Origin of the sequence: Neorhizobium petrolearium, from assembly GCF_029854435.1 — a bacterium.
In the GTDB taxonomy this organism is placed as follows: Bacteria; Pseudomonadota; Alphaproteobacteria; order Rhizobiales; family Rhizobiaceae; genus Neorhizobium; species Neorhizobium petrolearium.
The window spans coordinates 3,937,784-3,951,267 of sequence record NZ_CP123000.1; the positions used below are offsets into that span (position 1 = coordinate 3,937,784).

At 58.9% G+C, this 13,484-nt stretch carries 15 protein-coding genes; 6 read left to right on the plus strand and 9 right to left on the minus strand.

Annotated elements, in window-relative coordinates:
* Positions 1-14: 14 nt before the first annotated feature.
* The 5 genes from QEO92_RS19250 to QEO92_RS19270 are packed head-to-tail and all read right to left on the minus strand — an operon-like array spanning position 15 to position 4,311.
* Positions 15-578: a DUF447 domain-containing protein gene (locus QEO92_RS19250; RefSeq protein WP_227704097.1), complete on the minus strand. Its 564-nt coding sequence runs from the start codon at positions 576-578 to the stop codon at positions 15-17.
* On the minus strand, positions 575-1,972 hold the full coding sequence (locus QEO92_RS19255) for a DUF6513 domain-containing protein (protein WP_227704098.1): 1,398 nt from the start codon (positions 1,970-1,972) through the stop codon (positions 575-577). Before QEO92_RS19255 ends, QEO92_RS19250 begins: the two co-directional genes overlap by 4 nt.
* A complete protein-coding gene (locus QEO92_RS19260) occupies positions 1,965-2,516 on the minus strand; it encodes a flavoprotein (protein ID WP_037153215.1) in 552 nt (183 codons plus the stop codon). Before QEO92_RS19260 ends, QEO92_RS19255 begins: the two co-directional genes overlap by 8 nt.
* On the minus strand, positions 2,513-3,145 hold the full coding sequence (locus tag QEO92_RS19265) for an amino acid kinase family protein (RefSeq protein WP_037153218.1): 633 nt from the start codon (positions 3,143-3,145) through the stop codon (positions 2,513-2,515). The genes QEO92_RS19260 and QEO92_RS19265 overlap by 4 nt, the downstream gene beginning before the upstream one ends.
* Positions 3,142-4,311 (minus strand): (5-formylfuran-3-yl)methyl phosphate synthase, encoded by a 1,170-nt coding sequence (locus QEO92_RS19270; RefSeq protein WP_227704099.1) that lies wholly within the window; start codon positions 4,309-4,311, stop codon positions 3,142-3,144. The genes QEO92_RS19265 and QEO92_RS19270 overlap by 4 nt, the downstream gene beginning before the upstream one ends.
* Before the next feature lie 233 nt (positions 4,312-4,544).
* Between QEO92_RS19270 and QEO92_RS19275 the strand changes: the two genes are divergently transcribed.
* The 6 genes from QEO92_RS19275 (at position 4,545) to QEO92_RS19300 (ending at position 9,542) form a co-directional block, all read left to right on the plus strand.
* The gene (locus tag QEO92_RS19275; RefSeq protein WP_227704100.1) at positions 4,545-5,693 is read left to right on the plus strand and encodes an ABC transporter substrate-binding protein; all 1,149 of its coding nucleotides are present in this window, start codon (positions 4,545-4,547) and stop codon (positions 5,691-5,693) included.
* A 22-nt stretch (positions 5,694-5,715) separates the two neighbouring features.
* Complete coding sequence (locus QEO92_RS19280) at positions 5,716-6,690, plus strand: YVTN family beta-propeller repeat protein (RefSeq protein ID WP_037153223.1); 975 nt, start codon at positions 5,716-5,718, stop codon at positions 6,688-6,690.
* A 33-nt stretch (positions 6,691-6,723) separates the two neighbouring features.
* Positions 6,724-7,188: a cupredoxin domain-containing protein gene (locus tag QEO92_RS19285; protein ID WP_037153226.1), complete on the plus strand. Its 465-nt coding sequence runs from the start codon at positions 6,724-6,726 to the stop codon at positions 7,186-7,188.
* A 61-nt stretch (positions 7,189-7,249) separates the two neighbouring features.
* The gene (locus QEO92_RS19290; protein WP_037153792.1) at positions 7,250-8,056 is read left to right on the plus strand and encodes an ATP-binding cassette domain-containing protein; all 807 of its coding nucleotides are present in this window, start codon (positions 7,250-7,252) and stop codon (positions 8,054-8,056) included.
* A complete protein-coding gene (locus QEO92_RS19295) occupies positions 8,053-8,922 on the plus strand; it encodes an ABC transporter permease (protein WP_227704101.1) in 870 nt (289 codons plus the stop codon). The genes QEO92_RS19290 and QEO92_RS19295 overlap by 4 nt, the downstream gene beginning before the upstream one ends.
* Complete coding sequence (locus QEO92_RS19300; protein ID WP_037153230.1) at positions 8,919-9,542, plus strand: hypothetical protein; 624 nt, start codon at positions 8,919-8,921, stop codon at positions 9,540-9,542. The genes QEO92_RS19295 and QEO92_RS19300 overlap by 4 nt, the downstream gene beginning before the upstream one ends.
* Before the next feature lie 136 nt (positions 9,543-9,678).
* Here the strand turns inward: QEO92_RS19300 and QEO92_RS19305 are convergent, their stop codons facing one another.
* From QEO92_RS19305 to QEO92_RS19320, 4 genes are all read right to left on the minus strand, one after another.
* Positions 9,679-11,400 (minus strand): ABC transporter substrate-binding protein, encoded by a 1,722-nt coding sequence (locus QEO92_RS19305; RefSeq protein ID WP_037153234.1) that lies wholly within the window; start codon positions 11,398-11,400, stop codon positions 9,679-9,681.
* Between the two features lie 76 nt (positions 11,401-11,476).
* A complete protein-coding gene (locus tag QEO92_RS19310; protein WP_037153237.1) occupies positions 11,477-11,758 on the minus strand; it encodes a DUF2160 domain-containing protein in 282 nt (93 codons plus the stop codon).
* Between the two features lie 16 nt (positions 11,759-11,774).
* Positions 11,775-12,602 carry a carbohydrate ABC transporter permease gene (locus QEO92_RS19315; protein WP_227704102.1) on the minus strand — a complete coding sequence of 276 codons (828 nt, stop codon included), beginning with the start codon at positions 12,600-12,602 and terminating at the stop codon, positions 11,775-11,777.
* Positions 12,603-12,616: 14 nt separating this feature from the next.
* A complete protein-coding gene (locus QEO92_RS19320) occupies positions 12,617-13,483 on the minus strand; it encodes a carbohydrate ABC transporter permease (RefSeq protein WP_037153244.1) in 867 nt (288 codons plus the stop codon).
* Position 13,484 lies beyond the last annotated feature (1 nt).

The window sequence follows — 13,484 nt, forward strand, 5'->3', positions numbered from 1 at the left end:
TTCCGGCAAACGCTTCAATGCGTGGCACGGTGCGCGTTCACCCGTTCCATCAGCCAATCCCAGGCCTGCCGCTCGTCCGGCCCGGCCGTCTTCTCGATCGCGATCGTCAGATAAGCGATTTCCGAATCGATCTTTTCCTTCGGCAGCATTTGCAGCCTGCTCACCAGGATCGCGAGTTCCAGAACAGCGGCCTTGGCGCGGTTCATTCCCGTGAAGGGTGCGTGCGTGGCTTCGGCAACGACCTTGCAGAAATAGCGGGGGCGTATCTCGTCCTCTTTGACGGAGGCGACCTGCAGGACGGAATGGCTGAGCGCCGCCTGCAGATGCGGGACCGGGCAGCCTTCCACCGCAACGACCGGCCAGTCCCGCCGCCCGGTGAGGCAGCCTGCGAAAATCCGCATGTCATCCGTATAATTGGCGATGGCGAAAGGCACGGCAGTGAGGTTTTCAAGCGTCGTGGAGGGCCGGAACGGCGCGATAACCCAGCCGTCATCCTGTGCGATGATGCCGAGCGGGGCGATATGCACGCGCCCTTCGGCGCTCACCGTCGTCACGATCGTTTCCCGAATATAGGTCATGAGCCTTCCTTCTTCGCCCGGAGCGTATGCCCGGCCTCGGCAAGCCGGGTGCGGTCCTCGCTTGTCCGAGGGCTCGCCACGCCCCAGGCAAGCGGCTCGTCCTGCGAATAGCGTTTGCCCAGCTTCCAGGCGATTTGCGCCTTCATCAATTCCGCGCCGAGATAGAAGGCATGCGCACCGTCCTGCGCGACATCGAGGGAAGGAAAGAGATCGAAAGCATCCTTCGCCGTCCAATGCCCCTGATTGCTGAAGACATGAATGCCGTCCGGAGCGGTCATGATCCGGAAATTGGCGTCGCGCACGGTCTCAGCCAGCGCATTGATATCCGCGACGCTGCTGGCGAAAGGCGAGCGGTCATGGATCTGCAGGAGGCCGGCATCGTAACCGCGCGGCAGCGCATGGTCGTTCTTCGCAGCAAACATGATCCGGCGCGCCCGATCATGCTCCTCCACTGTGCGCACCGTATGCGGACTGACGTTGACGACCAGCACGTTGGCGATCGCAAGCTCGGAACAGAGGCCAGCAAGGATCGCTGTGACCCCTGACGAGTCCGCGTCCGTCAATTCGGTCAGATTTCCGGTGCCCATCATCATCTCGACATCCGGCCAGCGGCGCCGGGCCTCGATGAAGCGTCCCACAGAGGCTGCAAAGCCGAAATGGATCGGATCGAGAACCGGATCGGCGATGAAGGATATCCCGGCTTTCCGTGCCGCATCGATGGCACGCCCGAGGGAATCAAGGTCTCCCGGGATCGCCGGAACGAGGATGGACGTCCCCTCATATCGAGTGGCGATGTCGATGGTCTTTTCGTTGAGGCTCAGGAGATAATCGACGCCGGATCGTGCGGCGAGTTCCAGCTCGCCGGGATTTGCCGAGTCGACGCTGACGGAAAGTCCCTCGGCCTTGAGTCGACCGACCGCTTCCGCCAGATGGAGGAAGGGCGTGTCGGGAAGACAGCCGAGGTCGATCACGTCCGCCCCGGCAGATGCAAGGGCTTTGGCTCGTTGCAGCAGGTCATCCAGCGAAAGGGTCGATGCATCGACGATCTCGGCGAAAATGCGCATATCGTGGCGCGAGAGGTCGGGCACCTTTCCGGCCCGGCCAAGATAGATGGGTAGGTCCGCAACCTCGTCCGGTCCGCGGACGAAAGGGACGCCGAAGGTATCGCTCAACCGCTCCAGATGCCCTCTGAAACGCCCCGGCAGGACGACCCGGTCCGCCTTCAATGAACGAGGCAGGCGCCGGCTGACGATCTCCTCCGTCATCAGGGCGGCGACCTTCACGCCAATGTCGATGATCTCGTAAGTGAATGGCGTCGCTCCCAGTCCGGCGAGAACGTTTTCGAGCCTGGTTTTTGCCAGGTGTCCGGTTAGGAAGACGAGATGCTCAGCCACTGCCCTCGACCACTCCCTTCCGGCGCGCCACCGCCAGTTTTAGATCGGCAAAGGATTCGACGACTTCGGTGTATTCAAAGGCCTTGAGACGTTCGGTGTTCTCCAGATCGATTGGCCGGGGATAAACTTTCACCATTCCGTGCGGCGCCATCGTCTCCAGTTCCGGCGCAGTGTCGCATGCGAATACGATCGACGGCAGACGGCATTTGCCGGCCTGTGCATAGACATTCGTGGCGATCGTATCGGAGATGCCGGCCACGCATTTGGCAACCGTGTTCGACGTCGCCGGAGCGATCACGACGCTATGGTAGACGCCGTGATAGAATTCGCCGACCGGAACAGCGCTCGCCGTCTTGTCGCGCAGCACGCGCGTCGTGTCCGAAAAATCAAGCTTCAGCCCGTACATCCTCAAAACCTCGTCCGCCGCCTTCGTCACGAAGACGTCGCAATGGTCGAGCGATCGGATCAATTCGAAACATTCGACGAAGAAATGGCCCGATCCGGTCAGAACCCAGGCCCAGCGCGGCGTATGAAGCCGCGTCATCCGCGAGTTTCTCCTCCAGCCGCCTCGCGCATCCGCACGCGGCGTCCCGGTATGCGCGTCATAGGCAACTCCGCCAGCTGCAAACGCAGCGATGACGGTCCGGCAATGTACAAGCTTGTCTCCTCCCCAAGCAGTTCCGGCAGCATGGCATCCACCACGCCATTGTCAACCAGCGCTTGCAAGTCCCGGGCGCCCGGATCGACCTGCTTGCACAGCAGGAGATGTCGGCTGTCGATCTGCCAGCACAGCCAGGCGGCAAGCGAGTCGGACGTGACATCCCAGGATTGTGCGATATCGGCACTGCGTGTCATTTGCGAAGGAAGCCATACCGGTACTCCGCCTTCCGCAACGATCATTTCGAGATCATGGAGCGAACGGGCCGGCTGAAAGCGCGGATGCCGTTCGGCAATCACGATGCCGAACTGCTCCATGGCGAGTATGGCCATCTCATGCGCTGCTGCATCCGAAAAATGCATCTCCTTCTGCGAGAAGCGCACCTGATCGGCAAACGGCCCACCGCCGGGGACGATCACCAAGGGCAAGGTCGCCGATGCCAGCACGGCAATCCATTGTTCCATCTCGATGCGACCGGCCGTGCTTCCTCCAAGCTTGACGACCAGCGGCGTCATACCACTTTCCTTCCTCCGTCGCCGGACGCCACGACCCGAAGCGGGTTCGACGACCGGGCGCTTTCCCTTTTCCGCTCGATCTGCACTCCGACACCACCTGGCCCAAGTTCCAGCTTCTCCACCCGCACGACCACACGGGCTACACGCGGATTTTCGAGAATGAATGCGGCTATCTGCTCGACAAGCGTTTCGACCAGGTCGACATGACCTCGTCCGATAATCGCACGGATGCCGTCCATGATGAGGTCGTAGGATACGATATGGTGCATGTCCTTCGGATCGCGGGTTACGCGAAGTACATCCGCCGTGACGTCGAACCGCACCTTCTGAGGCTTGCCGTGTTCGAAACTGTAGGCACCGATATGCACCGGCAGGACGAAATCCCGCACGAAAATCTGATCCGTGCCGAGATCCTCGTCTGCCGAACCGGGAAAATATCCCCGCGCCGCCAGGAGCTTGAGGTCGACGCCGGAAGGCTTTTCGGCGGGCCGGTCTCCAGGAATAAGAGCGCGGATTTTTGCCGTCGCTTCGGCGTCGATATCGCCATTCCTGGACAGGCCTTCGCAGAGCGCGCCGCGGAAGCCAAGGTAATCCGGCTTGCTCGGCAGCAGTCTTGGAATGTCCGGCGCTTCCAGCGATCCCGCAAGACCGACCATCAATCCGTGCCGGTGCCCTTCGGCCACGAAATCCGGAATGTGATCAGGCGGCATATGATCCAGCAATCGCCCTTTCGATTTGTCGTCGGTGTCCAGCATGATGCCGTAGAAGCCGGCTTTGGCGAACGATGTCATGACGTTCTCCTCATATCGATGATCGGCAAAAAGGACGGCGATCAGTTTCTTCCGGCCGGCAATATCGGCCAAAGCCTCCACGCCTGCCGCGATGGGAGAGGATGGAAGAAATCCTATCTTGATGAAATCCACCCCTGCCGAGGCTATCTCCTCGACCTTTGACCGCAGCGCCGCGGGATCGCCGGAAAACTCTCCGCAGGCGGCACTGACGAGCCTTTTGCCGGAGACGAAACCGACCACATCGACGATGTGCCGGATATCGGCCGATCCAAGCGCGCCGCGCGCCGGATCCTTGAGATCAATGATATCCGCTCCCGCCTGCAGAGCGATCTCCGCTTCCTGGCGATTTTGAACACTGGCCAGCATCAACGTCATAAGACGCCTCTCCGCGTACCGCATTTCTCACGGCAAGGACGAGAAAAGCTGAGTACAAGTATTGAGTTTATCGGGGATTGGGCTACAAACATAATGGGCACCTCATCTGTACAGCGCGTCTGCCTTCGCGGAAGGCCGGCGCAGGGCGTGGTATGATCATGAAGAGTACGGTGCCTAATACTCTTATATTTTTATTCGCTTGTTTTTTGCTCTTCGTCAATGCGCCGCAGTCGATGGCGCAGCAAAACCCGGCCGCTAAGCCCGCGACCGAGATCCGGATAGGCTATATTCGAGCTTATGAGCCGCAACTGGCCCTTTCGGTTTTGGATATCCCTCCGGCGGATGAAGGTGTCGCGGGGGCAAAGGTTGCTATCAACGACAACAACACGACCGGCAGGTTTCTCGGGCAATCCTTCACTCTGGACGTGGTTCAGACGAAGCGGGATGAGGATGTTGTCCCCGTATTCCGGGAAATGCTGGTCCGGGGCGAGAAATATGTGCTGACCGACATCTCGGCCAGGCAATTGCTTTCCATCGCCGATCTCGCCAAGGAAAACGGCGTGCTTCTTTTCAACGTAGGATCGACGGACGATATCCTGCGTGAACAGGAATGCCGCTCCAACGTCTTCCACACCGCTCCGACCCGGAGCATGCTTGCCGATGGCCTGGCTCAGTATCTGATCTGGAAGCAATGGCGCACCTGGGTCCTTCTCTATGGTTCCCACGAACCGGATCAGCTTTTCGCCGACGCGATCCGGCGGTCGGCGAAGCGCTTCGGCGCCAAGATCGTCGAGGAACGGCTCTACAAGGATACCGGCACAGCCCGCCGCACCGACAGCGGCGTCGTTCAGGTCCAACGGCAGATGCCGGTCTTCACCCAGAACCTGCCGGCACACGACGTGGTGATCGTCGCGGATGAAAGCGAAGTCTTCGGCAGCTATGTTCCCTACCGGACCTGGGATCCGAGGCCGGTCGCCGGAACAGCCGGCCTCATCCCATCCTCCTGGCATCCGGCCAGCGAGCAATGGGGCGGTTCTCAGATCCAGAACCGCTTCGTGAAAGCGACCGGACGCCGCATGCTGGGCAAGGACATGCAGGCTTGGACGGCCGGCCGCATTCTCGGCGAGGCGGCGACGCGGACCAACAGCAATGACCCCGCAAAAATCGAAGCCTTCCTGAAAGATGAAAATTTCTCGCTGGCGGCATTCAAGGGGCAGAAGGTGACCTTCCGACGGTGGAATTGGCAGCTTCGCCAGCCAATCTTCCTCGGCGACGGCCGCGGCGTGATCTCCACTTCACCACAGGAGGGATTTCTTCATCAGTTTTCCGAACTCGATACATTGGGGATAGATCAGCCGGAGACGGCCTGCAAACTGAATTGATAAACGGGAATGGGAGGAGAGAATGCGCAGACATGCTTACCTGCTTGCGGGAACCATCGCGGCTGTCGTCGATGTAGGGCCATCCTGGGCCAATGCCGTCTATGTCTCGAATGAGAAGGACAATACCGTCACAGTCGTCGACTCCAAGACGATGGAAGTAACGAAGACGATCGAGGTGGGGCAGAGACCGCGCGGGATCACGATTTCCCATGATGGGAAGCATCTTTACGTCTGCGCCAGCGACGATGATACGGTGGAGATCATCGATACCGCGACTCATCAGATTATCGGAACGCTGCCGTCCGGTCCGGACCCTGAACTTTTCGTGCTCTCTCCAGACGGCAAGACCCTTTATGTCGCCAATGAGGACGACAATCTCGTCACCGTCATCGACGTCGACAGGAAAAGCGTGATCTCCGAGATACCGGTCGGCGTGGAGCCTGAGGGTATGGGCATCAGTCCTGATGGCAAGACGATGGTGAACACATCAGAAACCACCAACATGGCGCATTTCATCGACACGTCGACCCACGAGATCGTGGCGAACGTGCTCGTTGATTCACGCCCGCGTTTCGCCGAGTTCAAGCCGGACGGATCGCAGGTCTGGATATCCGCGGAAATCGGCGGCACGATCTCCGTCATCGACAACGCCTCCAGAGAGGTCGTCAAGAAGATCACCTTCGAAATCCAGGGCTTACGCTCGGAGGCGATACAACCCGTGGGCGTGCGAATCACGGCGGATGGCAAGAAGGCCTATGTCGCGCTCGGGCCTGCCAACCGGGTGGCGGTTGTTAACACGGAAACCTACGAGGTCGAAAAATACATCCTCGTGGGCCAGCGCGTCTGGCAATTGGCGTTCACGCCGGACGGCAAGAACCTGATCAGCACCAACGGCCTTTCGAACGATATCACCTTCATCGACACGGAGAGCGATGAACCGATCAAGTCCGTCACTGTCGGGGCGCTGCCCTGGGGTGTGACGGTCGCACCCGACTGATCCATATTTCGATTTTTTCAAAGGGAGGAAGACATGTCGAAATTCACAGCTATTGCCTTTGCCGCGCTCATCGGCGCTCTTTCGGTGCAGAATCAGGCCTTCGCCCAATCCGCCGATAGCGACGATGATGACGATGCGCCCAAGGTCACGCGCGCCAGCCAGAATGTTCCGGAATTGATCCTCGGATCGAAAGACGACAACTTCGCCGTGAACCAGAAGGATTTTGAACTTATTGCAGGACAGGGCTACCGCTGGAAAATCACATCTGCGGCCGGCCTCGAATACAAATTCATGACCGATCTGTTCCGTAATGTCTGGATGAACCAGATCGTCATCAACGATCTCGAAGTTCACATGAACGGCGCACCTGCATGGCTGGAATTCGATTCCGAAGGAACGATAAACGTCCAGTTCACGACGGTGCGGCCAGGCGAATACACGTGGTCGGTTCCCGATTTGGCGGGCAAGGGCATGACGGGCAAGATCATCATCAAGTAGCCGAACCAGGTGAGGCCCCATTCGGGCCGCGGCCAAGCCGCCGCTTGTGAAAGGCAATACGATGAAGCTGCAATCCCGTTTAACAGAAACGTCCCAAGATGAGGAGAGAGCGGCGGCGGCCGCTCTCGAACTCGCGTCTGTCAGCTATAGCTATGGCCAGCGAAAGGCGCTCGACAATGTCTCGTTTTCCATAGAACCATCGCGGTTCACCGTGCTTCTTGGGCTCAATGGCGCCGGCAAGACGACGCTCTTCTCGCTCGTCAGCCATCTTTTCTCGCCGCGAACGGGCCGCATTCGCGTTTTCGGCCAGGATATCAACCGCAATTCGGGTCCGGCGCTCAGGCGCCTCGGCATCGTGTTCCAGGCACGCACCCTCGATCTCGATCTGAGTGTCCGGCAGAATCTCCTCTACCACGCCGCCTTGCACGGTATCGGGACGCGCGTGGCGCGGCCGCGGATCGACGAACTTCTTCAGTCGATCGATATGACCGACCGTATCGAGGAAAAGGTGCGCGGCCTTTCCGGCGGACAGATCAGGCGGGTCGAGATCATTCGCGCCCTGTTGCATCGCCCCTCCCTGCTGTTGCTCGACGAAGCGACGGTGGGACTCGACATCAAGTCACGCGCGACCATCCTGAAAGACATCCGCGCGCTCGTTCAACAGCAAGGGATCAGTGTGCTTTGGGCGACCCATCTCATCGATGAGGTCGGACAGGCGGATCAGGTTCTTGTTCTCGACCAGGGAAGGCTCGTCGCCGATGGCCAGGTGTCGACCATTCTTTCTGAGACAGGCACGGAGACAATCAACCAGGCATTCTCAAAACTGACCGGCATCGCGGATTTGAATGTTCGGGGAGGAAGGCCATGACCGATGCAGCCAGAACGTTCGCGGGTTCACCGTCGGAGAAATGGAAGGGGTTCACCCCGATCCAGTATCTCGTCTGTCTCAAGGGTATTCTCCAACGAGAATGGCTTCGATACCTTTCGCAGAAGGAACGTTTCGTCTCCTCCCTTGTTCGTCCCCTGCTCTGGCTCTTCATATTCGCGGCCGGTTTCCGGCAGGTGCTCGGTGTTTCGATCATCCCACCCTACGAGACCTATGTTCTATACGAGGTCTACATCACGCCGGGATTGTGCGGGATGATCCTCCTCTTCAGCGGCATGCAATCCTCACTGTCGATGGTCTATGACCGCGAGATGGGCAACATGCGCATCCTGCTCGTCAGTCCCTTTCCCCGCTGGTACCTGCTGGCCTCCAAGCTTCTGGCGGGCGTCGCCGTTTCCCTCCTCCAGGTCTATGCTTTTCTGGCGATTGCCTGGTTCTGGGATGTCAAAGCACCGGTCGGGGGTTATATGCTGATCCTGCCTGCGCTCTTCTTCTCCGGATTGATGCTCGGAGCGCTCGGCATGCTGCTGTCGTCCCTCGTCAAGCAGTTGGAGAATTTTGCAGGCATCATGAACTTCGTGATCTTTCCCATGTATTTCGCCTCCTCGGCACTCTATCCGCTCTGGCGAGTGCAGGAGGCGAGCCCCCTGCTCTATCAGATATGCCTCCTGAACCCGTTCACCTATGCGGTTGAGCTCATCCGCTTCGCCTTTTACGGCCGTATCGAATGGATATCGCTGATCGTCGTCGTGGCCGTCACGCTCGCCCTGCTCGGCGGAGCTATTCTGGCCTATAATCCCGCACGCGGTCTCACCGTCCGCAAACAGGATATGGGAGGAAGCCAATGAGCCGATATGTTCCTCTGATCGCAATGCTCGCCGCGCTATCGGCCATACCGACGGCCTTCGCCGCGGCTAATGCCGATCCCGACTGGCCTTGCATTCAACGCAAAGTGCCCGAGATCTCGATCGGCCAGGTTTGGAACGGGGACGAACTGCCCGAAACGGCCAAGCAGTGGGACAGGGATCCTCGGGTGTCCGATCTTGCCGCCGAACTCGTCAAGCGCAGCAATCCGATCGAAAATGCTCGCAAGCAGGTTTCGGATTATGCCGCGACCCTGCCGAAAGAGCAGGTGCATGAAAAGCTGGAGCAACTTTTCATGGGGGTGTTCGACAAGATCAATATAGAGCGCGGCCAGATCATCTCTGGCATTGCACGCTATGCCGAAAAGCAACGGCAGCTTGCGGCAGATGTCAGAAAGAAGGCCGCGGAAATCGACAGGATGCGAGCCGCAGCCGATACCGACCAGGCGGAGCTTGCCAGGCATGACCAACAGCTGACATGGGAGACGCGCATCTTCGAAGAACGCGTCCAGTCGCTAACCTATGTCTGCGAAGTTCCGACGCTGATCGAGCAGCGGCTCTACAGCATTTCGAAGATTATCGATGAGACGATGCAAAAGAACTGACATTCCGGTCGGCGAGAGATCAGATCAAACACGATGACCGGTGTGTAGCCAGCCATCGAATGGCTCACGTCCATCTCTCACGCAATATGGCCGAGACGTTTGACACGCCTCGGCCATTGATCGTGGTGGCAAAGCCTCAGTTCTGCCAGCTCTTCACGAGTTCGTCGTAGTTGATGGTGATCGGCTTTTCTTTCTCGTTCTCGACCTTCAACTGCGGCGCGAGATTGCCTTTCGAGACGGCGTCCTTGTTCCAGTATTCGAGGTCATGCTCCTCGGCAAGCTTGGGACCGATATCGCCCTGGACGCCGGCACGTTCGAGGCGCTGCAGCACCTTCTCCTGTTCGGCGCAAAGCGAATCCATCGCTTCTTGTGCGGTTTTTGCACCCGAAGACGCATCACCGATCGCCTGCCACCACAGCTGGGCAAGCTTCGGATAGTCCGGGACGTTGGTGCCGGTCGGCGACCACTGCAGACGAGCCGGCGAGCGATAGAACTCGATCAGGCCGCCGAGCTTGGGCGCACGGTCGGTGAAGGACTTGTGGTCAAGCGTGGACTGACGAATGAAGGTAAGACCGACATGGCTCTTCTTCACGTCCACGGTCTTTGATGTCACGAACTGCGCATAGAGCCAGGCTGCCTTTGCGCGATCGTCCGGGGTGGATTTCATGAGCGTCCAGGAGCCGGCGTCCTGATAGCCGAGCTTCATGCCATCCTTCCAGTAGACACCATGTGGGCTCGGAGCGAAGCGCCACTTCGGCGTGCCGTCCGAATTGACCACCGGCAGGCCTTCCTTCACGAAGTCAGCGGTAAAAGCGGTATACGTGAACATCTGTTGGGCGACTTCGCCCTGCGACGGTACCGGACCCGATTCCGAGAAGGTCATGCCCTGTGCAGCCGCCGGCGCGTAGGCCTTCATCCAGTCGAGATACTTCTGGATCGAATAGACGGCCGCAGGACCATTGGTGTCGCCACCGCGCGCAACGCATGAGCCCACCGGACGAGACTTCTCGTCGACCTTGATGCCCCACTCGTCGACCGGCTTACCGTTCGGAATACCCTTGTCGCCGTTACCGGCCATCGAGAGCCAGGCATCCGTGAAGCGCCAGCCGAGTGACGGATCCTTCTTGCCGTAATCCATATGGCCATAGACCTTCTTGCCGTCGATCTCACGGCCGGTGAAGAACTCCGCGATATCTTCATAGGCAGACCAGTTGACCGGAACGCCGAGATCGTAGCCGTACTTCGCCTTGAAATCCGCCTTGTTCTTCTCGTCGTTGAACCAGTCGTAGCGGAACCAGTAGAGGTTCGCGAACTGCTGGTCGGGCAACTGATAGAGCTTGCCGTCCGGCGCGGTGGTGAAGGACTTGCCGATGAAGTCGTCGATGTCGAGGTTCGGGTTGGTGACATCCTTGCCTTCATTCGCCATGAAGTCAGTCAGGCTGCGCGCCTGCTGATAGCGCCAATGCGTGCCGATGAGGTCGGAGTCGTTGATGTAGGCGTCGTAGATGTTCTCGCCCGACTGCATCTGCGTCTGCAGCTTCTCGACCACGTCGCCTTCGCCGATCAGGTCGTGAGTAATCTTGATACCGGTGATTGCCGTGAAGGCAGGCGCCAGCACTTTGGATTCGTATTCATGAGTGGTGATGGTTTCGGAGACGACCTTGATGTCCATGCCGGCGAAAGGCTTCGCCGCGTCGATGAACCACTGCATCTCCTTTTCCTGCTCGGCGCTGGAAAGCGTCGACATGTCGCCGATTTCCTTGCTCAGGAACTGTTTTGCCTCCTCCATCCCGGCGAAGGCCGAGCCGGTCAGTGCCAGCAGCATGGCTGCCGTTGTCGTCATAAGATGCCGTCGCATGATATCCTCCCAGAGTTTGCGATTGCACGTTCAGTTCGAGGCAGCCGGTATTCTGGTCGCCCGTATCAGCTTGCCTTTAGACGAAGCGGAAAACGCCGATGGCGTAGACCACCGCTATGGCAAGAGCCCACCACAGGTTGGGACCGACCAGCCCCAGCCATGCAAGATGAATGAATGCAGCCCCGAGCAGCGAGATGAAGAGCCGGTCTCCCCGCGTCGTTTCAAACCGCAGGATGCCGACGCGCGGCGAGCCTCCCGGTGCAAAATATTCCCAGACGCTCATGCCGATCAGCAGCATGAGGATCGTCAGGAAGAACAACGCCGTGGGAAGCGTCCAGGCCATCCATGAAAAGTTCATGCGTGCTTCCTCCTTGTCAGACGCGGCCGAGCGCAAAGCCCTTGGCGATGTAGTTTCGGACGAAATAGATGACCAGCGCGCCCGGCACGATGGTGAGCACACCCGCGGCGGCGAGCACGCCCCAGTCCATCCCGGCAGCAGAGACCGTACGCGTCATGATTGCGGAGATGGGTTTTGCCGCCGTCGTCGTCAGCGTGCGGGCAAGAAGCAGTTCCACCCACGAAAACATGAAGCAGAAGAAGGCGGCCACCCCGATGCCGGAGGCGATCAGCGGCGTGAAAATCCTGACGAAGAAGCGCGGGAAGGAATAGCCGTCGATATAGGCCGTCTCGTCGATTTCCTTCGGCACGCCGGACATGAAGCCCTCCAGGATCCAGACGGCAAGTGGCACGTTGAACAGGCAATGCGCCAGCGCAACCGCAATATGTGTGTCGATGAGACCGAAGGCGGAATAAAGCTGGAAGAAAGGCAGGGCGAAGACCGCAGGCGGCGCCATCCGGTTCGTCAGCAGCCAGAAGAACAGGTGCTTGTCGCCGAGGAACCGATAGCGCGAGAAGGCATAGGCAGCCGGCAGCGCCGCAAGCACCGAAATCACGGTATTCATCACCACGTAGATGATCGAGTTGATATAACCCGAATACCAGGACGGATCGGTGAAGATCACCGTGTAGTTCCTGAGCGTCGGGTTCTGCGGCCAGAGTGAAAAGGTGCCGGTAATCTCGGCATTTTCCTTGAAGCTCATGTTGATGAGCCAATAGATCGGCAACAGCAGGAAGATGATATAGATCGTCGAAACGAGCCAGGAGAAATTACCGGCAGGCTTGTATTTCGTAGGCGAAGCCATGGCTCTCTCCTTTCTCAACGGTTCGCGTCGCTGCTAGTCATCACGGTGTAGAATATCCATGAGAGCAGCAGGATGATCAGGAAATAGATGATGGACATGGCAGCCGCCGGCCCGAGATCGAACTGTCCGACCGCCATCTTCACGAGATCGATCGACAGGAAGGTGGTCGAATTGCCGGGGCCTCCGCCGGTCACCACGAAAGGCTCGGTATAGATCATGAAGCTGTCCATGAAGCGCAGGAGCACGGCGATCAGCAGCACACGCTTCATCTTCGGCAATTGGATGTAGCGGAAAACGGACCAGCGCGAAGCGCCGTCGATCTTGGCTGCCTGATAATAGGCGTCCGGGATGGAGACCAGACCGGCATAGCACAGAAGCACGACCAGGCTCGTCCAATGCCACACATCCATGATGACGACGGTAATCCAGGCGTCGATCGGATCGCGGACATAGTTGTAGTCGATGCCGAGCGCCCAGAGCGTGTGGCCCAATAATCCGATGTCGACCCGGCCGAAGACCTGCCAGATTGTGCCGACCACGTTCCATGGAATGAGGAGCGGAAGCGCCATCAGGACGAGGCAAACGGGAACGCCGATGCCCTTCTTCGGCATGTTGAGCGCAATGAAGATGCCAAGCGGGATTTCCAGCGCCAGGATGATGAAGGAAAAGAGGAGGTTGCGCTGCAGCGCTTCCCAAAACCTATCGGAATGCAGGATATCGTCGAACCAGTCCGTACCGGCCCAGAAAAATTCGTTGTTGCCGAAGGTGTCCTGAACCGAATAGTTGACCACGGTCATCAACGGGATCACCGCCGAGAAGGCGACGAGCAGCAGGACCGGCAGCACCAGGAACCAGGCCTTGTTGTTCCAGGTCTTCTCCATG